This window comes from Acinetobacter sp. YH01009 (assembly GCF_013420765.1).
Taxonomy (GTDB): Bacteria; Pseudomonadota; Gammaproteobacteria; order Pseudomonadales; family Moraxellaceae; genus Acinetobacter; species Acinetobacter amyesii.
The window spans coordinates 59,180-80,831 of record NZ_VOYE01000011.1 but is presented as its reverse complement, the minus strand read 5'-3'; the positions used below and the strand labels follow the sequence as shown (position 1 = coordinate 80,831).

Annotated in this window: 14 protein-coding genes and 3 tRNA genes; 9 read left to right on the top strand and 8 right to left on the bottom strand. The window is 40.9% G+C overall.

The window, feature by feature from the left end:
* Positions 1 to 82: 82 nt before the first annotated feature.
* The 5 genes from FTT76_RS11575 to FTT76_RS11555 all read left to right on the top strand — a co-directional run bounded on the left by FTT76_RS11575 (position 83) and on the right by FTT76_RS11555 (position 2,958).
* On the top strand, positions 83 to 1,501 hold the full coding sequence (locus FTT76_RS11575) for an amino acid permease (protein ID WP_078189154.1): 1,419 nt from the start codon (positions 83 to 85) through the stop codon (positions 1,499 to 1,501).
* Between the two features lie 109 nt (positions 1,502 to 1,610).
* Positions 1,611 to 2,516 (top strand): alpha/beta fold hydrolase, encoded by a 906-nt coding sequence (locus FTT76_RS11570; RefSeq protein WP_180008283.1) that lies wholly within the window; start codon positions 1,611 to 1,613, stop codon positions 2,514 to 2,516.
* Positions 2,517 to 2,648: 132 nt separating this feature from the next.
* Positions 2,649 to 2,724: transfer RNA gene (locus FTT76_RS11565), tRNA-Glu, on the top strand.
* Positions 2,725 to 2,748: 24 nt separating this feature from the next.
* A tRNA-Glu gene (locus FTT76_RS11560) sits at positions 2,749 to 2,824 on the top strand.
* 58 nt (positions 2,825 to 2,882) lie between these two features.
* A tRNA-Glu gene (locus FTT76_RS11555) sits at positions 2,883 to 2,958 on the top strand.
* A 66-nt stretch (positions 2,959 to 3,024) separates the two neighbouring features.
* On the opposite strand, the gene FTT76_RS11550 is transcribed toward FTT76_RS11555, so the two are convergent.
* The 7 genes from FTT76_RS11550 to FTT76_RS11520 all read right to left on the bottom strand — a co-directional run bounded on the left by FTT76_RS11550 (position 3,025) and on the right by FTT76_RS11520 (position 13,951).
* Positions 3,025 to 3,624, bottom strand: coding sequence for a YiiX family permuted papain-like enzyme (locus FTT76_RS11550; protein WP_180008285.1), 600 nt, complete (start codon positions 3,622 to 3,624; stop codon positions 3,025 to 3,027).
* Between the two features lie 88 nt (positions 3,625 to 3,712).
* Entirely contained in the window at positions 3,713 to 4,957 is a 1,245-nt protein-coding gene (locus tag FTT76_RS11545) for an NADH:flavin oxidoreductase/NADH oxidase family protein (RefSeq protein WP_180008287.1), read from the bottom strand.
* A gap of 112 nt (positions 4,958 to 5,069) precedes the next feature.
* The gene (locus FTT76_RS11540) at positions 5,070 to 6,671 is read right to left on the bottom strand and encodes an ABC transporter ATP-binding protein (RefSeq protein WP_180008388.1); all 1,602 of its coding nucleotides are present in this window, start codon (positions 6,669 to 6,671) and stop codon (positions 5,070 to 5,072) included.
* Positions 6,646 to 7,659, bottom strand: a complete 1,014-nt coding sequence (locus FTT76_RS11535) for an ABC transporter permease (protein ID WP_180008289.1) — start codon at positions 7,657 to 7,659, stop codon at positions 6,646 to 6,648. The genes FTT76_RS11540 and FTT76_RS11535 overlap by 26 nt, the downstream gene beginning before the upstream one ends.
* Positions 7,659 to 8,726, bottom strand: coding sequence for a microcin C ABC transporter permease YejB (locus tag FTT76_RS11530; protein ID WP_180008291.1), 1,068 nt, complete (start codon positions 8,724 to 8,726; stop codon positions 7,659 to 7,661). Before FTT76_RS11530 ends, FTT76_RS11535 begins: the two co-directional genes overlap by 1 nt.
* Before the next feature lie 33 nt (positions 8,727 to 8,759).
* Entirely contained in the window at positions 8,760 to 10,598 is a 1,839-nt protein-coding gene (locus tag FTT76_RS11525) for an extracellular solute-binding protein (protein WP_180008293.1), read from the bottom strand.
* A gap of 26 nt (positions 10,599 to 10,624) precedes the next feature.
* Positions 10,625 to 13,951 (bottom strand): LysM peptidoglycan-binding domain-containing protein, encoded by a 3,327-nt coding sequence (locus FTT76_RS11520; RefSeq protein WP_180008296.1) that lies wholly within the window; start codon positions 13,949 to 13,951, stop codon positions 10,625 to 10,627.
* 206 nt (positions 13,952 to 14,157) lie between these two features.
* Between FTT76_RS11520 and dnaQ the strand changes: the two genes are divergently transcribed.
* From dnaQ to nudC, 3 genes are all read left to right on the top strand, one after another.
* The gene (gene dnaQ, locus FTT76_RS11515) at positions 14,158 to 15,558 is read left to right on the top strand and encodes a DNA polymerase III subunit epsilon (protein WP_180008298.1); all 1,401 of its coding nucleotides are present in this window, start codon (positions 14,158 to 14,160) and stop codon (positions 15,556 to 15,558) included.
* 128 nt (positions 15,559 to 15,686) lie between these two features.
* The gene (locus FTT76_RS11510; RefSeq protein WP_180008300.1) at positions 15,687 to 17,333 is read left to right on the top strand and encodes a chemotaxis protein; all 1,647 of its coding nucleotides are present in this window, start codon (positions 15,687 to 15,689) and stop codon (positions 17,331 to 17,333) included.
* Positions 17,333 to 18,109: an NAD(+) diphosphatase gene (nudC, locus tag FTT76_RS11505; RefSeq protein WP_180008315.1), complete on the top strand. Its 777-nt coding sequence runs from the start codon at positions 17,333 to 17,335 to the stop codon at positions 18,107 to 18,109. The genes FTT76_RS11510 and nudC overlap by 1 nt, the downstream gene beginning before the upstream one ends.
* Before the next feature lie 606 nt (positions 18,110 to 18,715).
* Here the strand turns inward: nudC and serC are convergent.
* Positions 18,716 to 19,795, bottom strand: a complete 1,080-nt coding sequence (gene serC / locus FTT76_RS11500; RefSeq protein ID WP_078192058.1) for a 3-phosphoserine/phosphohydroxythreonine transaminase — start codon at positions 19,793 to 19,795, stop codon at positions 18,716 to 18,718.
* 348 nt (positions 19,796 to 20,143) lie between these two features.
* On the opposite strand from serC, the gene FTT76_RS11495 reads away from it, so the two are divergent.
* The gene (locus tag FTT76_RS11495; protein ID WP_180190534.1) at positions 20,144 to 21,631 is read left to right on the top strand and encodes a TolC family protein; all 1,488 of its coding nucleotides are present in this window, start codon (positions 20,144 to 20,146) and stop codon (positions 21,629 to 21,631) included.
* Positions 21,632 to 21,652 lie beyond the last annotated feature (21 nt).

Sequence of the window (21,652 nt, the reverse complement as noted above, 5' to 3'; positions counted from 1 at the left end):
ATAATTTATATTAATTGATTGCATCATCATTGCATTCTTCTCTACAATTACTCGCTTCATTATTTGATTCTCCTTTTTCTCTATGCAGTCATCTCATTCTCCGAATGATGCTTCGCATCAGGGCAATTCTGCGCCGTTAAAACGCGCTATGAGTACTCGACATCTGGTGATGATTTCGCTTGGCGGCGCAATCGGTACTGGTTTATTTCTTGGTTCGGGTGAAGTCATTGCACAAACGGGGCCTGTAGGTGCCATTATTTCGTATTTTTTAGGCGGTATTATCGCCTATATGGTGATGCTTTGCTTAGGCGAGCTCGCTGTACATATGCCTGAATCTGGTTCATTTGGCGCTTATGCTAAACGCTATATCGGACCGGGTACGGGTTATACCATCACTTGGCTGTATTGGCTGACATGGTCAGTAACGCTAGGAACTGAATTTACTGCTGCTGCACTTTTAATGCAGGAATGGTTCCCAGACAGCTCTATGTGGATGTGGACCCTAATCTTTGGTGCTTTTGTATTCTGCTTGAATATGATTTCAACCAAATGGTTTGCTGAATCTGAATTTTGGCTAGCCTTAGTCAAAGTGATTACCGTTGTTGCCTTTATTATTTTGGGTCTATTGGCCATTTTTGGTGTTTTAGGCTATCGAGGCTATGAAGCTGCACCGCTGTTTAGCAATCTCACTGCACAAGGTTGGTTCCCTGAAGGCTTGTTCCCAATCTTCGCTACAATGTTGATTGTGAACTTCGCATTCTCTGGTACTGAGCTGATTGGTGTTGCTGCGGGTGAAACCAAAGATCCAGCGAAAAATGTACCTAAAGCCATTAACACGGCGATTTTCCGCTTGTTGATTTTCTTTGTGGGTACCATTGTTGTTATTACTGCATTATTGCCCCATCAAGAAGCTGGCTTATCTGCCGAAGGTGTAAGTAGTTCACCTTTCGTAACAGTATTCCAGCACATTGGTATTCCTTATGCAGAAGACATCATCCGCTTTGTCATTATCACAGCCCTACTTTCTGCTGCAAACTCAGGTTTATTTGCTGCATCTCGAATGATGTGGTCATTGTCCTATAGTAAGCAATTACCTGCGGTGTTCTCTAAAGTGAACTCACGTGGTATTCCTTATGTTGCCGTGATTGTGACCATGATCGGTGGTATGCCGGGCTTACTTTCTGAGCAATTTGCACCAGAAACCATCTTCAAAAACTTGTTAGGTGTCGCGGCATTTACCATGGTGGTGGTATGGATGAGTATTTGTTTAAGCCAATTCAACTTCCGCCGTCAGTGGTATAAAGAAGGCAAAACTGCAAAAGATTTAGCTTTTGCTGCACCACTCTTCCCAATCGTGCCGATACTCGGTTTTGTATTTTGTCTTATTACCTGTATTAGTATGGTATTTGACCCAGAAATGTTAACTGGCTTTATCTGCTGTATGATCTTCATTGTGGCGTGTTATATCAGCTACTACACCTTGTATCACAACAAAGATTGATCTGCGTTGTCATACCAAACACGATAAAAGAGTAACTTCGGTTGCTCTTTTTTTATGGCTATATTTTAATAAAAGTAGAATAAAAACTGATCCGTCGATGAGGTGCAATATGCAGATCATCTTTATCCATGGCATGAATCAACAGCAACAAACTGCACGTTCGCTCGAACAGCATTGGCTTGCACTGTTGTCTCAAGGCTTAAAGCAAAGCCATCAAGAGACTTTTTTATCATATATACAGCACCATATGCGCATGCCTTTTTATGGAGATTTACTCACGCGTTATCATTTGCAGAATATGCTTCAAGCCAGCACCTTGACGCCTCAAACGTGGCCACATTTTCCGTTTATCCATCGTACTGAACTCCTAGAAAAATCACCAAAAGTACTTGAGCATCACGCCGTACAAAACAATCTACCTGACATCACCCTTAATGATGCTATTGGATTAAGCCAATCATTCAAATCGATCACTGCACTTGGCAAAGATCTTGCGCTACGCGATTTTGCAGTTTTAATGAATTATTTCCCAAAATTACATGCCACACTTTTGCATAAATTTTTGGTCGAAACTTATCTCTATTTATCTAATCCACACTTTATTCAGGCAGTTCACACTCGTCTGCATGAGCAATTACATCAAACGAAACCCACCCTGTTGATTGCACATTCATTAGGTAGCGTGATTGCGTATCATTTTTTACTGTTACATCCTGAACTCAACATACAGCACTTTATCACCTTGGGCTCACCTTTGGCTTTTCGTGTCATCCAAGCTCACTTACCTCAACCTTTACAGCGGCCTGATGCAATTTCAGGCGATTGGTTAAACTTTTATTCACATGATGATTTTCTCAGCGCTTTTCCACTGAGTCAGGCACCATTTGATTTTCAACCCGCCATTATTAACCAGCAAATTCAGACATCGATTGAACACCCACACGTTATTGCAGGATATTTAACGCATCCAGAAGTTATTGCTACAATCTTACAAGTGTTGAAAAAATCGACATAAATAATGTATTTTTCAAACATTTTTAGCAAATTGTTTTAATTTTATGCACTCAACAACAAAAACTGAATTTATTTATAGAAAAGCGTTTGACACCCCCCGATTTTCACCCTAATATACGCCCACCTCTGAAACGTCCCTATCGTCTAGAGGCCTAGGACATCGCCCTTTCACGGCGGTAACCGGGGTTCGAATCCCCGTAGGGACGCCAATTTTCAGAAGTACATTTTATTAAGTCCCTATCGTCTAGAGGCCTAGGACATCGCCCTTTCACGGCGGTAACCGGGGTTCGAATCCCCGTAGGGACGCCATTATTTAGTCTAAAAACTTAGACTGAAATAAACGGTTTTAAAATTTGCTTTCTGTACTGTCCCTATCGTCTAGAGGCCTAGGACATCGCCCTTTCACGGCGGTAACCGGGGTTCGAATCCCCGTAGGGACGCCATATTCGAGTTGGTTTTAACCACTCATTAAAAAGCTCAAGCATTGCGACTTGGGCTTTTTTATTGCCTTAATTTCTAAATATTTCTTTTAAAAGTTTTGAATCATAAATGGCCTTAGGGGCAATCACCTGCTCATTTAGCGGAATATTTTGACCATAGCGCTGCCGCATTAGACGCTGCACTTCATATTGTTTTAAATCAAATTGTTTAAGTTGTTGTAACGGCGAAAGTTCGATTCCTAAAGCATGCTGATAAGCTTTCCAAACAATTTCAGAACAGTAAATTGCACGGTCATCCCATTCAAAATAAATATCATAGGGTTTGCCCAAGTACTTTTCTGCATTTTGTACTAGCTTCGTTTTCTGCGGCACATTTAAGGGTTGTTTGAGCCTTTTCACCACATAGTGAGCATTCTCCCCACGCGCGATCCATTGATTTAAAGCGGTATATTGCACAGGTTGAATAGCTTCAAGCACCCAAGTTTGGTTATTTTTATTTACGATCATGCCCATGTGACTATAAGGCGAATGTGTCGCCTTTTGAATGCTTAAACTTTGTTGTGACTTTGAGATATGAAAAATGATATCCCCCGTCTGAAATGTAGACTGGGCATAGAGAGCAGAACTGAGCCCCGAAAGAATGACTATTAATATTAAAATTTTAGACATTTTTATTGTAAGTAATATTGATATGAATGAAGGCAACCATAACATGGATGTATGCCGATTGCCCTTATTCTAATAATTCAATGATTGACTAAGCCGACTTACGTGAATTGACTTGCCCTTTAATGACCGCGGTTAAATTGCCTTTGAGATATTTAAAAAACACTTTTAACGGTGAAAGTTTAGGATTTGGCTGTTTTCCTTCACCAATCGATTTAAACTGAGCGGCATACCAAATAATTTCCATAATCGCCATTTTATCAATCATCGGTATGCCAGTTTTAATTTTGTCCACACCATAACGAACATCCTGACCCGCCAATAAACGATCAGCCAAATCGACTTCAACAGCGAAAGGACGTGCAATACCAATAAAATCACAAGCTCCACTGTCTAGTGCAGCATTCATGCCTTGGACGGTTCTAAACCCGCCGGTAACCATTAACGCGCATTTCACTTCTTTACGGATATTGTCCGCAAAATCGAGGAAATAAGCTTCACGAGCAATGGTACTGGCTTTACGTTTTTCTTCTTTAGCACCCGCCATCGCTGGCGCTTCATAGGAACCGCCCGAGATTTCAATCATATCAATCCCTGCGGAATCGATTGCCTTAAAGACCTCAATCACATCTGTTTCGCTAATTCCGCCACGTTGGAAATCAGCAGAGTTGAGTTTGACCGAAATAATAAAATCATCTGTCGTCGCTGCACGAACTGCCTTATAGATTTCAAGCAAAAAGCGCATGCGGTTTTCATTTGAACCGCCCCACTGATCTTGACGTTTATTGGTCAGTGGCGACAAGAACTGACTAATTAAATAACCATGCGCACCATGCAATTGCACGCCTTCGAAGCCTGCCTTTTCACAAATGTGTGCGGCACGTGCAAAACGCTGAATGATATCTAAAATTTCATCTTCACGAAGTTCGCGCGGTGTTCCAAACGTTGTAGCTAACATTGGACTAAATGGCACAGCAGATGGTGCAACCGTTTCTTTATTTAAACCTTTAGGACATTGGCGGCCAGGATGTGAAAGTTGAACCAATTGCACCATGCCGTGCTTCTTGCCTAGCTCAGCCCACTGTGTTAACTGTGCTAAATCACGCTCTGTTTCAGCGACAACAACCCCAGGCTCATTTTTAGCACAAAAATCCACCATGACATTACCCGTAATGGCACAGCCTAAACCACCCTTCGCCCAAGCTTCATATAACCCAAAATGTAAGTGATTGGGTTGGCCTGCGGTATTGGCCAATGCTTCGCTCATTGCACCTTTAATGATGCGATTTTTAAATGTGGTATTACGAATTTTAAAGCTTTCAGCTAAATGGCTCATGGCAATGTCCAAAATGAAATAATAAGTCCTGAGTATTTACTCTAATTATTATTTTCTAAAGGTCAAGGATATTTTGACAATGACACATGTCAAAATATCCATAGCTTTGATTTTAGTATTGGCTGGCTGCAATTAATTTACGGGTATAGTCCGTTTGTGGTCGTGCAAATAGATCTGCAGTGTCTTGAAACTCCATGACTTTGGCATGTCGCAGTACCAACACTTTTTGACACAGGGCTTTGACCACGTGTAAATCATGACTGATAAATAAATAACTCATATTAAATTCTTGCTGCAAACGCCGTAGTAGCTTCACGATGGCTTTTTGTGTCGTCCGATCTAGTGCCGATGTGGGTTCATCGAGTATCAATAATTTAGGACGTAATACCAACGCACGTGCTAAGGCGACTCTCTGCCGTTGCCCACCGGATAACTCATGTGGATAACGCTGCTTAAATGAGCTGGCTAATTCGACTTTCTGCAAAGCTTCATCTATACGCTGTACAATTTCATTTGCAGATAAATGCTGTAAGGCCAAACCTTCGCCAATGGTTTGCTCTACATTTAGCCGTGGATTTAAACTACTGAATGGATCTTGAAAGACAATTTGAAATTCACGACGTAAAGGTCTGAGCTGTTTTTCTGAAAGTTGATGGATGGCGTGTTGATTTAACATAATTTCGCCATCACTTTCTATGAGCCGAGCAATAGCCAATGCTAGGGAGCTTTTCCCAGAACCACTCTCTCCAACAATACCGATCGACTCACCTTCAGCCACTGTTAAATCCAAAGCCTCTACCGCAACGACATAATCTTTGATGCGGTTCAATAAGCCTTGTTTGACTGGGAACTTCACTCCTAATTTGTGTAATTTTAAAAGTGTCTGCGTTTGTGAAACCTGTATTGCTACACCAAAATCATGGTCTAACAGATTTTGGGTATACGCCTGCTTCGGTTGCTCAAAAATTTCCTGAACATCTCCTTGTTCCACCACTTGTCCACGATTCATCACAATCACATGTTCGGCATAGCGCTTGACCAAATTCAGGTCATGGCTAATTAAAATCATGGCCATATTACGCTGCTGTTGTAGCGACTTTAATAAATTTAAGATTTGCGCTTGCAAAGTGACATCTAAAGCCGTGGTTGGCTCATCAGCGATTAAAATATCAGGATCTAAGGCCAATGCCATGGCAATCATGACACGTTGTCGCTGCCCCCCAGATAACTCATGTGGGTATCGTCTTAACTTATCTTCAGCATCAGGAATACCAACATCATTTAATAATTCTATAACCCGCTGCCGAGTTTTTGCCTTCGACCATCCCTGTAACAACAGTGACTCACCAACAATCTTTTCAACCCGATGTAAGGGATTTAAGGCCGTCATCGGCTCTTGAAAAATCATGGCAATTTTCTGTCCACGAATGTTTCGGTGCTGCTCAGGACTCAGTCCAAGAATATTTTGTCCATTCAGGCTGACGCTGCCTGTGACCTGCAGATCACTTGGCAACAAACCGAGTATAGCTAGGCTGCTAATCGATTTACCTGAACCGCTTTCTCCAACAATGGCTAACGTTTCACCTGCATGCAATTTAAAATTCAGGTCTTCAACCAAGACCTGTGCTGCATGTGAAATATGTAAATGTTCCACCTCTAACACGATGGGATGTACATTAACTTGATGATTATTGACGTCTAGGATCGAATGCATCACGTGTCGCCTCCCCAATGTAGATCAATAAAGACAGCACGATCGCTAAGGTAAAGAATCCCGATAAGGCAAGCCATGGTGCATTCAGATTGTTTTTCCCTTGAAGCAATAACTCACCTAATGACGCTGCATCAGGCGGTAAGCCATAACCTAAGAAATCTAGGGCTGTCAGTGCCGTAATATTTGCCGTGAGCATGAAAGGTAGCTGTGAAAGACTGGAACTCATCGCATTTGGTAAGATATGCCGAAACATAATGGTGCTATCTGTAACGCCAAGACTCCGTGCTGCACGGACATAATCAAAATTACGAGCACGCAAAAACTCTGCACGAACCAAGCCGACCAAAGTGGGCCAGCCAAACAGCAGCATAATGACAAAGAGCCAATACACACTCGGCGTAAACATGCTGACCAAAATCATCACCATGAATAGCATCGGTAGTCCGCCCCAGACTTCTAAAATCCGTTGACCAATGAGGTCTACCCAGCCACCATAATAGCCCTGTATCGCCCCAACCATGATGCCCAATATGGCTGAAGCAAAAGTTAATGCAAAACCAAACAAGAGCGACACACGTAGTCCATATAAAATACGTGCGAGCACATCACGCCCTTGGTCATCGGTACCAAGCCAATTTTGTGCAGTTGGTGCAGATGGTACGGGCACAGCCAGTTCTAAATTCGGTGTTTGATAGGAAAATTTAATTAGTGGCCATACAGCCCAGCCTTTCTCTTCAATCAGTTGCTGAACGACAGGATCTTTATAATCAGCCTCAGTTTCAAATACCCCACCGAATGCGGTCTCTGGATAGCTTTTTAGTACGGGCACATATAAAGAATCATCGTATTTGACCAAGAGCGGTTTATCATTGGCAATAAACTCGACAGCTAGAGACAACATAAAAATCAAGGCAAAGCTGATAAAGCATGTAAAACCTAATTTATTGTCTTTAAAACGTTGAAATCGCGCTTGCATGATCGGAGACATTATTTTGCCCCCTGCGAATCAAAATTAATTCGTGGATCAATCATTTGATACATGACATCACTGATTAATCTTAAGATCAGCCCCATCAAGGTAAAAATAAACAAGGTGCCAAAAATCACTGGATAATCGCGTTGTACGATGGCTTCAAACCCCAACAATCCCAGGCCATCTAGATTGAAAATAATTTCAATAAATAGATTTCCCACAAAGAAGATGCCAATCAAGGCTTCTGGTAGACCAGCAATAACAATGAGCATTGCATTACGAAATACATGCCCATACAGCACACGTGATTCGGTCAAACCTTTAGAACGAGCAGCAAGAACATATTGCTTATTTAGTTCTTCCATAAAAGAGTATTTGGTCAGATAAGTTAAGCCAGCAAAACCACCAATCACCATGGCAAACAAAGGCAACGCCATATGCCAAAAATAATCTGCAATTTTGCCAAATACACTTAACTCAGTAAAATTCTCTGAAACTAAACCTTGTAGAGGAAACCACTGAAAATATGAACCACCTGCAAAAAATACAATGAGTAAAATGGCAAAGGCAAAAGCAGGAATGGCGTAGCCGATAGCCAATAAAATAGACGTACTTTTATCAAATAACAGACCATGTTGACGGGCTTTTTTAATGCCTAATGGAATAGACACCATATAGATCAGCAAGGTACTCCATAAGCCAAGGGATAAAGATACTGGCAGTTTTTCCCAAAGCAGCTGAGTCACAGGCTTATCTTTAAAGAAACTGGTACCAAAATCTAGCGTCACATACCCCTTTAACATGAGCCAAAAACGTTCGAACAATGGCTTATCGAAACCATATTGCGCTTCGATTTTTGCCACCATTTCTTCACTGAGGCCTTTAGCACCTTGGTATTTACTGCCTGTCGTCGCAGTTTCACCACCACCTGTGTTTCCCATACCTTGAAAGGACTCAGCTTGCTGTATGGCTTGTTCAACAGGTCCTCCCGGTGCAATCTGAATCACGACAAAGTTAATCAGTAAAATGAAAAACAATGTTGGAATAATCAGGAGCAATCTTTTTAAAATATATGTGCCCATGTTGCTTTCACATTCCTTGTCATTCAGGTGTATTTATTGCTGCCGTAGATATTGTGTTATTTGCTTGGCTTGAGCTGCATCACTCCACCAATAGTCAATCCCTGCAGAAAGTTTAGGTTTGACATAAGGTTGCTTATACATATGCCAATAGGCAAACCAGTTTTCACTTTGCCCAAACATTGGAATTTGATAATAACCCGCTCTGAGCAGGCGGTCTAAAACACGCGTACGAATAATCAATTCCTCCCGATTTGGAGCATTGATCACCTGTTGAATGAGCTTATCGATCACAGGATTTTTAATCCCTGCATAATTATAATTACCCACTTGATCGGCTGCTTGACTGCCCCAAAGTTGAGCTTGCTCACCTGCTGGAGTGAGCGATTGAGGCATTTCATCCACGATCATATCAAAGTCAATATTTCGCATACGCTCGGTGTATTGCGGCCCATCGACTTGTCGTAATAACACCTGAATACCTAAACGTTTCAAATTTCGTATAAATGGCATTAAGGTTCGCTGCAAATCTTGTTGCTGAATCAAAAGTTCAAATTTCACAGGCCGAGATTTTGCATCCACCAATCTGCCGTCTTGATAACGATAACCCGCATTCAATAACAGTTGGCGTGCATGCAGCAGATTTTTTCGATTAAATCCACTGCCATCAGAAATGGGATATTGCCAATTGGATAAGACCCCCTGTCTTTGAATAGGATCAAGTTGCGATAACATCGGTTTTAAAATATCCAACTCTTGGATAGAGGGTTTCCCCTTCGCTTCTAGCACACTATTACTAAAATAACTCTGCAAACGCTGATACTGCCCATAAAATAATGCTTTATTTTGCCATTCAAAATCATAAGCATAGGTTAAAGCTTGTCGAAAGCGAATATCACTAAATGGCGCACGACGAGTATTAAATACGAGACTTTTTGTGGGAATCGGTCGTTCATGTTTAAAGCGATATTTGACAATTTTACCGTCTTTAAAAGCAGGAAAATTGTACGCTCCCACCCAATTACGTGCAGTCTTTTCCTCATATAACGTAAATTGACCTGCTTTAAAGCCTTCAAAGGCAATGTCAGGACTGCGGTAATATACATATTTCAGATGGTTAAAATTATATCGACCACGATTAACAGCTAAGTTCTGCCCCCAATACTCAGGATTGCGCTTGTAGCGAATACTCCTACCTGCATCGATCGTCTCAATTGTGTAAGGGCCTGAGCCTAATATGGGCTGCAATGTAATTTGAGTAAAATCTTTTTTTGCCCAATCTTTTTTGGAATAAATCGGCATTTGCGCCAAAATCATGGGCATATCAGTGTTGTGTCCAGATTTAAAACTCATCCTCACCTGATATTTAGATAAAACATCTGTTTTGTCCAAATCCGCTAAGTACATTTGTAGACCGGGATTTGATTTAGTTTGAAAGGTATCAAAACTAAATTTAACGTCTTCAGCAGTGAGTTCAGAACCATCACTAAACCGTGCTTTTGGGTTTAAATGAAAAATAACAAAATTAGTTTTTTTCGGGTCAAATGTCACCTTTTCGGCAAGCAATGGATACATCACACCCGGTTCATCTAAAGATGAACTCATCAAGCTATCAAAAAGATAATTGATACCTTCAACAGAACGCCCTTTTCCATTCATGCTGTTTAAATTATCAAAACTCCCAATACTCGAGGTCGTGATATATCCCCCTTTATTGGCAAGAGGATTGGCATAGGGCATTGCCTGTAATTGATGATATTGAGGGCTACTATGTATGGCAAGAAAAGGCGTGGTCTGCAACGCAGCCCACGCCCCTGTTGAAAGTATGCTCAAAGTCACACCAAACACGTAACGCGAAGTTGAAGCAGAATACATTCAACTTAACTCCTTAATGTTTGGACTCAGTTTGGTACTTTAATGACTTCACCAATACGTAACTGAGCAGACGGTTGTATATCATTCATTTCAGCAAGTTTTGATGTATCAAGTCCATAACGGCTTGCTAAACCAATCAATGTATCGCCGCGTTTAATACGGTATTCACTGATAGTTTTAGGGACTTGTAAATTTTGACCGACACGAAGCCCAGCACGCGGATTCAAGTTATTTAATTCAGCCAATGCTGCCACAGTTAAACCTGTCCGACTAGCAATCGAATTTAAAGACTCGCCTGATTTCACAGTATAGCTTTCAGTATTTGTTGGTTTCACATTGCTCGTAGAGGATTTAGCTTCCGTTTTTTTGGTTTCAGTTGCTTTACTAGCTACATCAGCAGGTAGTTCACCATCTACTTTTAAACGCTGCCCTACACGAATCGCACTATTGGTATTTAGGCCATTTAATTCAGCTAAATAACGTAATTGAAGATGATATTTCTTCGCAATCACACCCAATGTTTCACCTGATTTCACCACATGAATATCGGTCGCATCAACGGAATTCGTTCGTGTATTGGTTTTGCTTTCAATTTTGGTCGCCTCAGCTTTGGTTTCTACTTTAACCGGTGCGACATCACCTGTTAATTTTAATTTCTGCCCAACGCGTAGACCAGAACTACGCTCTATACCATTTAAATTTGCGACATAGTCCATGCCTAAATCATAGCGACTAGCAATGCCTGTCAGTGTATCGCCAGACTGCACCACATATGTATCCGGAACAGTTGAACTTGCAGGAACTTTAATGCTTTGCCCAGCCATCAGCCCACTATTTACCGACATATCATTTAGACTCGCCAATTCTGACAAACTGATTTTTGACCGCGTCGCAATACTGTAAAGGGTATCACCACGCTGCACTTTATAGCTTTCAACTTTATACGCAGGATCAACTTTGACATTTTCAATGCGATTCACGACTTTGCTTTCGAGCTTCTCAACTTCTGCTACAGCTTGTAATGGCACATTAATTTTTTGTCCCACCATCAAGCTACTGCCAGCCGTTAAACCAGTTGTTAAATCTGCCAACTCTTGATTTGACAGCGCATAACGATCTGCAATGAGTTTTAGATATTCACCACGTTTTACCGTGTAGGATTTGGTTTGAACTTTTGCAGATTTTTCGACAACTTGAGCTGCTTTCTTGTCAGCTTCCAATTTTGCTTTAGATGCTGGCGTTTCTTTTAAGGATAATTTCTGCCCAACATATAAACCACTCGTGGTGGTTAAACCATTGTAATCGGCGAGTTGCTTCGTACTTAAACCAAATTGACTCGCAACAGCTGTAAGACTGTCATTTGCTTTCACCACATAGCTATCTGCGATAGGCTTAGCTTTCGATTCTTCATTATTTTGCACAATCGGTTTCGCATCATATAAATAGATGGTCGTACCGACATACAAGGTCGAATCTGGCGAAATTTGGTTCCAAGCTGCAATATCACGCCAATTCACGCCATTTTTCATCGCGATCAACGCTAATGTGTCGCCCGCCAAAACTGTATAAGTACTGCGTTTACCTTTAGGTGGTACAACTACAATTTCAGAATCTGTACGAATGACATTTTTACCTTGGTTGCGTTTGGCTTCTTCGGAATCTGCACCTGTATTTTCAGCCACGCTTTTCGGGTAAGAGAACCCTTTCGTCAGTTCTTTACCTTGTTGGTCTGCAATTGACTGACTGGTCTGAATCGCAGTCAACTTAATCTTGCCATCATAAGGATCGACAATTTCAGTGCCTTTCGGCGCAATAGCTTTAATTTCCTGAACGACTTCTTCTTGTTCTGCTTTAGTCGCTACTGGTTTTAATACCTCATCGACTGTTTTGGTCTCACCTTCAGCTTTAATAGCCGCCATGATTTGCTCACGCTCATTTGCGCTGAGTGGTGGCTCGACAGATACGGCTTTCACAGGCGTCGAAGGTGTTACAGCGACTGGAATACGCGGCGCACTTGGAATATCACTATTCGATGCAAATGCAGCCAAAGCAGATGATCCTATTGGCGTTTTGCCTTTCGTTCCTGATGGAACACTCGGCGTTACCGTTGTAGCGACTACAGGTGGTTTGGCAGAAGCTGTCACTGTCGGCTGTGTTTTAAGCGTAGGTGGCGTCACTTTAGCGGGCTGAATAGTTTTACTATTTAATTCCGGCGGAGTAACACGTGACGGTGTTATTTCAACATTATTTTTTGGTAAGTTATAAGTTGAATTACTTGCCCAATAACCTGATGAACCACCTGATTGTAATTTTTTCAAACGTGCATCAACTGATGGACTCACATCCGCAGGAATTAAAATCCGCATTGGGCTGCTGCTATCAATCACATCGCCACGATGACCAGGGTTTAGTGCATAGAGTTCTGCACGGCTTAAACCGGTAATAGATGCAATTTCATTTAAATTTGCAGGCCCTACAGCCACTTCACGAAAGTGTGGACGGTTGGCAATTGGTGGCAAACTTACGCCATAGGCACTTGGATTTTTAATAATTTGAGCAACAGCCAAGAAACGTGGGACATAGTTCATGGTTTCTTGGGGCAGTTTTAGCGACCAATAATCCGTTGGCAAACCTGCCGCACGGTTACGGTTAATCGCCTGTTGAATGCGGCCCGGCCCTGCATTATATGCAGCCAAAGCCAATTCCCACGAACCGAACTGGTTATGTAGCGCACCTAAAAACTCATAAGCTGCACGCGTTGATTCCACTACGTCACGACGACCATCATACATTGAGGTTTGTTTTAAGCCGTAAATACGTCCAGTACTTGGAATAAATTGCCATAAGCCCGCTGCGGCTGCACTTGAGGTTGCTGCTGGGTCATAAGAACTTTCAATCACTGGTAATAACGCCAACTCAGTCGGCAAACCACGACGTTCTGCTTCTTTAACCGTGTGATATAAATAACGGGACGCACGCGCACTTAAACGATCAATATATGGTTGACGTGAAATAAACCAACCACGCTGCGCTTCAATTCGCGTATCCCAGTGGTTCAAATCCATTTTGAAACCCACAGTCATACGCTTCCAGACATCACCATGCTTCAGTACTAAAAGGCGATCGCCTTCTACGGCACGCATGTCTGTTGCAGAAAGTAAATCTTCGAGTGAATCTAAACTATTGGCATCGAGAAAGTTTGAGCCAACTTGTTTACTTGCTGAGTTCTGCTTAGTCGTTTGCGATGAAGAACAGCCCGTCAGACCAAGAGCTGCGAGCGCAGAACCCAAGACTGTAAATTTAAAAATTTGTGGTAACGTAGGCTGCCAGACAGTCGCAGTTGATTTATACATAAAAAAATCCAGACAACTCATATAAAATTTATTTTTTAGATATGCCATTGTAGTGAAGCAGAACACAGACACAAGGCGTTAATTTAACGCTATTTCAGTATAAATGTTACAAGAAATTAAAAAAATCGCCAGAAATGGATTTCTCTCTGTCATTTGCGTTATACAATATACGGTTCTGAATGCTTGTTTTTCTCCGGATTTGATTTATGTCTCAAACAATCACGCTTTATGTTGATGGTGCATGTAAAGGCAACCCTGGCTTAGGAGGTTGGGGGGCCTATATCATCCGTGAAACTGGAGAAGAAAAACTCTGCGGCGGCGAAGCTGAAACCACCAATAACCGTATGGAATTGACTGCTGCAATTGAAGGCATTCAACACTGTCCGTCCGATGCAAAACTGATTATTTGGACAGACTCTAACTATGTCAAACAAGGCATTACCGAGTGGATACATGGTTGGAAAAAGAAAAACTGGAAAGATGTTAAAAATCCTGATCTGTGGAAATTACTGGATACAACTTGTCAGGGTCGGGAAATTGAATGGAACTGGATTAAAGGGCATGCAGGCCATCCGGGAAATGAAATGGCTGATCAATTGGCCAATCTAGGCGCAGAAAAAACCCTCGAACGCATCAAACAAGCAGCATCTACAGCTGAAGCACCTAAAAAAAAAGCTGAACCTGACTGGCTATTAAATGATCCGTTTGGACTTGAATTTGCTGATAGCGAGGATGAAGCAGAAGAAATCTCTGCTGAGAAAACTATTGACGCAGAGCAGATTGATGACATTGCGATAGAACAACAAACAACTGACACTGCTTCAACGTTGAATGAAGCTGCTCCTACACAGTATAAACAAGCTGCTGAAATCCATCCAATGATTTTCATTACACCAGCAACAGTTGATGTATCTGGCCCACGACAATTAATTTTGGATACGGAAACCACAGGTTTCTATTTCCAAGATGGCGACCGTATTATTGAAGTCGGTGCAGTGGAAATGATTAACCGCAAACTGACCGGTAGCTCAATTCATATTTATATCAACCCGCAAAAACCTGTCGGTGAATCTGAAAATATTCACGGAATCAGTGATGACTTTCTAAAAGACAAACCACTGTATGCTGAAATTGCTGATGTCTTATTTGACTATCTAAAAGGCGCAGAAATCATTGCGCATAACGCAACCTTCGATATGAACTTCCTTGATATGGAGTTCAAACGTGCCGGTTTTGTGGCCTTATCTGAAGTTTGCGAAGTCACCGATACCTTGGCTATGGCCAAAGCCAAGCATCCAGGCCAGAAAAACTCACTCGATGCATTAGTGCGTCGTTACGAAATTCCACAACGTGACCGTACCTTCCATGGTGCCTTACTCGATGCGGAAATTCTGTCTGACGTATACCTAGCAATGACGGGTGGTCAGGTATCCTTTGATATCGATGCACTGACCCACTCGCAAAATGAAGATGGTTCGCAAACCCGCGCCGCTGTTGAAATAGAATTACCAGTGATTTTACCTTCAGCCGATGAACTTGAAGCCCATGAGACATGGGTCAAACAATTTGAAGAAAAACATGGTACACCTTGCCTTTTTGCGAAATAAAATCTAAATTTCGTGTTACTTTTTGTATATAAACAATTCTTACATACGCTATAGTAAAACCATAAACATGGACCGCCTTAAGGGGCGGTTAATAAACAAGATAAAACATCTAGGAAAGGTGCAGATACATGTCTTACCAAACCTCTATCCATTTTGATCCAACGGCTTTGCTGATAATAAAAAATGAGGTTGATAACTCAATCAAGTTAGTCGAATCAGCAGTCAGCACCTTAGTTGAAGATCAAACTTTACCTTTCGGGATTGATGATGCACTGATTCAATTTGAACAATGTGCTCAAGTACTAGCTTTAGTTGATATGCCAAGTTTGGCAAAAATCGCTCAATATTCAGCAGAGTTAATGCGCAAGATCATGGGGAATCCTGCGCAAATTAACACTCAAGAGGTCATCGCACTGAGCGAAGGCACGACCATGCTGAAACGCTATATCGAATTTATCTGCCTACGTGAAGTTAAAATTCCACAGTTCCTGCTGGACAGTCTTAATCGTCTAGAACTGTCTTTGGGTAAACCTCTAACGTCGGAAGGCCAACACATTGAGTCCCTACTCGATTGTATTACTCCTGACTTTGACTTACCTCAAGCTCCTGCACTTGAAAAATCAAAATACGTTCACCGTCTGTATAAGTTGGCGTTGAATAAATTGATTAAACAAGAAGAAACTGAGCTGGATTTGCAAGCGATTAAATTGGTCGGTACGTATTTAGCAGGTCTTTCAGACAAACATCCAAGCAAACAATACTGGAAATTGGTTTTTGTTGCGTTTAATCAAATTGATCAAATCTTAATTACCGATGCTCGTTTACGTACCTTGGTAAGCATTGAACGCAATATGGCTCAATATTTTGCAGGAACTGAGCGCTTTAAAGCATCCATTTCTGATTTAGCCAATGTCTTAAGTCTAAGCATTAGCCAAGAAGATGACATTTCTCATCATATTCGTGGCAAGTTAAATATCGGTGAAGACCTTCTTACCGACACCCAATTGCAAGTTTTCAGTCGTCATTTATATGGTCCTGACTTCGAAACCATGCATACCATTGGTGAATTGGTTACGACTGAAATGACGCAAATTCGTAATGATATTGAATTTAATTATCAAAATATGACGCCTGAAAAAACCCAAGAACTTCAAGCGAAATTGAACGAATTGGCAAATATTTTCAAAGTCTTGAACTTAAATGAAGCGTATAACGACCTGTCGCGTCAAGCTGCGTCATTAGGTAATGCTGAGATTTTACAAGATGAAAGCTTTGCCCAGCAGTTGATGAACAATATCTTGTCTGCCATGAACTCGATTGGTGTGCTTGAGCGTCATCACACTTCTAGCCGCTTACAACTTCGTGTGAATAATATGAATATTTCACTCGACCGTTTAGATGAAGCACACGCTGCTCTGTTAAATGAGACCAAGGTTTTAATTGATGCTGCTAGCCAATCTTTGGTTCAGTATTTACAAAACCAAGATTTGACACAACTTGAAGCGACTGCAACTCAATTCCGCGAAATTGGTGGTGCAATGTTGTTCCTCAATGCAGATGCGGCTCAAAATGCACTGAACTCAACAGCTCAATTCATTTTGAAACGAGTTGAATCGTCAACAGCCATTGAAGCAAATGAAGTGAATCAAGCATTAGATTCATTGGCAAGCGCAGATATGTTGATTGACAATTTAAAGAACAAACAACCTGTTTTACAGGGCATGTTTAAGGTAGCATTGGACAGTAGCGAAAAACTGAAATCAGCAGCGGCCTAATGTCTAAATTATCACTTGCGTATATCTTCAAACAACAGCAATTGCTAGTCGATGAAAACTTTCAACTTCCCGAAGTTGAACAACTCGCAAGTGATTTAAATATTGGCACGGGTGATCGAGTGATTGCCCGTGACCTACTTGAAAATGAGCCTATTCCTGATGGCTTACAACTCATCCCTATTCGCCAGCTTCTACAATTGTGGAATGTTCAACAATTTGAACAAGCCAGCCGTGCTATTCAACTCTTAGAATGGCGTCGTAATCATAAATTTTGTAGCCACTGCGGCACAGCAACTCAAGTCCATGCCACAGAATACGCCATGGTTTGTCCCACTTGCGGTTATCACCAATACCCTCGTGTCAATCCTTGTGTCATTACCGTCATTACCCGTGGTGAAGATGAAATCTTATTGGCAAAAAATGCAAAAAATGTCCGTGCCATGTATGGACTGATCGCGGGTTTTGTTGAAGTCGGTGAAACTTTAGAAGAAGCGGTTCGTCGTGAAACTGAAGAAGAAGTGGGTTTAAAGGTCAAAAATATTCAATACTTAGCCAGCCAACCTTGGCCCTTCCCAAGTAATTTAATGATCGCCTTTAAAGCAGAATATGCTGCTGGTGAACTTCAATTACAAGAAGAAGAAGAAATCAGTGATGCAGCTTTCTTTAAATTTGATGCATTACCTGAAATTCCTTTCAAAGGCAGTATCGCCCATTCGATGATTATGCATGTCATTCATGGTTCTGCTGTTGCAGATGATACCCAGGCATGGTTATAAGCTACTGCTTTTGAGGAACTTAGAAATAAAAAAAGCCGCCTCAGTGTGGTTTTTTTATTTCTCACTAATCATGTGTATTCACTGCATATTTAAATAATTGAATATTTTTTATCCACAAGCTGGTCGATTTATTCTACTTTTAAATTCAAATTAAAATAACTTACCCACAATATTAAATTCAAAATAATGCCAAAAAATAAATCTATCTGCAAAAGATAAAATATAAAAATCTAATATAAATAAATAAGATAGGAAATTTATGAAACTAAATTTAGCAATTTAGTTGCTTATTTTTAAATAAAATAAATAGTTTAGTAAGTTTATGGTAGATAGTACTTTATTTAATCAAATAATTATGTTAAAAATGCGTTTAAGAAATAGTAATTAACGATAAATAGATCGGAAAGAATATCTATGAAAGTCGTGCAAGAAGAAAACTTATCGCAAGTTGACCATCACATGGAATCTCGATATCAAATCGAGCCAATGTCCTGCTTATTTTTTATGTTAGGTATGCTGATTTGTGCATACGTGTTACATACTTTTATTTTTTAATCTATTCAATAAAAAAAACCGGCATTTGCCGGTTTTTTTATGCCTTTAGGATTATGCGTTGCGTTTTGCAAAGTCATCCATAAAGTTAACCAGTGCTTGAACGCCTTCTAGCGGAACAGCATTATAAATACTTGCACGCATACCACCCACTGAACGGTGACCAGCTAAATTCAGCAAGTGGTTTTCTTCAGCTTCTTTCAAGAATTGTTTTTCCAATTCTGGATTCGCCAAAGTAAATGGTACGTTCATGATTGAACGGAATTCTTTTGCAATTGGATTTGCATAGAAATCGCTTGAATCAATATAACCATAAAGTAATTCAGCTTTTGCCATATTCGCTTTATAAATTGCGTCTACACCGCCCTGCTCAAGTAACCATTCAAAAACGAGGCCAGATAAGTACCATGCATAAGTTGAAGGTGTATTCACCATTGAACCATTTTTCGCTTGAGCTGAATATTTCAAGATACTTGGAATATCTGCTTTCGCTTGATCCAATAAATCATCACGAATAATCACCAAAGTTAAACCAGCAGGACCAATATTTTTCTGAGCACCTGCATAGATTAAACCGAACTTAGATACGTCTAATGGTGCAGATAAAATGCTCGATGAAAAATCGGCAACCAATGGTTTGTCCGTTTCAGGAATGTTGGCAAACTGAAGACCACCAATAGTTTCATTATCTGCATAATGCACATAAGCCGCATCATCAGATAAGTTCCAGGTGCTTTGATCAGTAATCGCAAGTTTACCGTCAATGGTGGTACCCGCTTCAACAACATTAATGTCGCCATAACGCTGTGCTTCTTTCAACGCTTTTTCAGACCAAATACCAGTGTGGATATAGTCTGCTTTGCTGTTTTTACCCAATAGGTTTAATGGGATCGCAGAGAATTGAAGTGATGCGCCACCTTGAAGGAATAACACTTTATAGTTGTCTGGAATATTCATCAGCTTACGAAGATCAGCTTCTGCTTTCTCTGCCACAGCGACATAGTCTTTACTACGGTGGCTCATTTCCATGATCGAAAGGCCTTTGCCTTGCCAGTCAAGCATTTCAGCTTGAGCTTTTTCTAAAACGGCAGTGGGTAATGCAGCAGGACCAGCACAGAAGTTGTACGCGCGCATGAGTTTTCCTTTCAAAGTGAAACACAATAAAATGATGGCATTTAACCATATCTGACGCGTGCTTGCAGTAGTTAAAGCTGAAAATATTCCAATGCTGTCTGACATTTGAAGTCAAATTTTCAATAAAGATCAAAATTAATTCTTCTTAATTCAAATTATTAGATTTACTGATATTTTTTATCCCTTGAATTGATGCTAATTTAAGGTCTTGATGTGCGAAAAATGATGTGCGCTGCAAAGATAAAATTTATTTACATATGTATATGAAACAATACAACAACTTAGTGAATTTACCCAACTTCATCACAATGACTATAATGAACCCATCCTAGCTGTGAGTGTATTTTTATGCCTTTACCTCGAACAGATTATTCTATAAAAATTAAACATACATTTCGTTCAGGTTTACTGCTTGGCCTTGGTTGTTTCAGTGGCTTTTTTAGCCCCACCGTACTTGCGCAAAGTATCAGTTATAGCCAAGCAGAACAAAGTCTACTCACCAGCTCGTATAGTACTCAGGCCAACCAAGCGCTACAACAATCTGCCGAACTTCAAGCTCAGGCCATTAAAGGCCTTGGTTTACCTCGTGTGGATTTAAACGTCCGTGCCTATGCCTTTCATAATGAACTCGATATTCCTCTCGGCGCCTTAAAAAACAACTTAGAACAAACGCTGAGTAATGGCATTAATAATAAAATTGATGAAAGCTTACCGAGTGATTTGGCAGACCCATTAAAAGACAGTCTGCAACAGCCAATCCGTGATGGTGTCAGATTAATTCCAGATTCTTCCCAAGTGGTCTTAGATGATCAAGTGATCCGCCCTACCGTTTCCGTAATGATGCCGCTGTATACCGGTGGGTTAACGTCTAGCGCCAAGGAAATTGCCAATATCCAAGCCAAACGCAGCGCGATAAGCAGTGAACAACAACAAGATGTGCAACGTTTTGAATTAATCCAAGCCTACTTCAATGCTCAATTACAAAAAAAATTAGTCGAAAGCAGCCGCTTCAATTTAAATGCGATGCAACAACACTATGCCAATGCGCTCAAAATGGAACAACAGGGTTTTATTAGCAAAGGCCAGCGTATGCAATTTGAAGTGGCGAAGAATAATGCACTCAGAACTTTTCAAAATACTGAAGCGAATCTTCGCTCTAGCTTATTTAAGTTAAACAACTTAATGCAAAGCAGCCAAATTACTGATCTTTCAACGCCATTATTTATTAATCAGCAACACAATCAAAATATAACCGCCTTGCTGAAAAGTTATCAGGATCAGTCTAGTTTGGTGCGTAAAATGCAATTGGACAGTCAATTGGCTGGTGCTAATGTGAAAGCCCAAAGCGCAGCAAAAAAACCCAACGTCTTTGCATTTGGCGAATATAGTCTCGACGATAAACAAAACTGGATTGTTGGTGTTGCCGCTCGCTACAACTTATTTTCAGGTATTGATAAAAACAAATCCGTACAAGCTGCCGAACTTCAACGCTATGCATCTGAGTTAATGACTGAGCGTACCAAACAAGAAATTGAAAGCCTGATTTATAGCTCATTTAATGAAGTCACCAGCGCTCAACAAAGTCACCTGTTGTTGCAGCAAAACCTAAAAGCTGCTCAAGAAAATTTAAGAATCCAACAGCTTTCATTTAAGGAAGATATGGGAACAGCCACACAAGTCATTGATGCACAAAATGCACTGAGTGGGCTACAAAGTGAAATGGCGCTGAATGCTTATAAATACGTGATGTCACTCGCAACACTGCTACAAAGTCACGGGAGCATTGACCAGTTCCAAAGCTATATCAATCAATCACACACCGACTATATTCGCTAAGCTTAGCCGAGGGGAAAACAT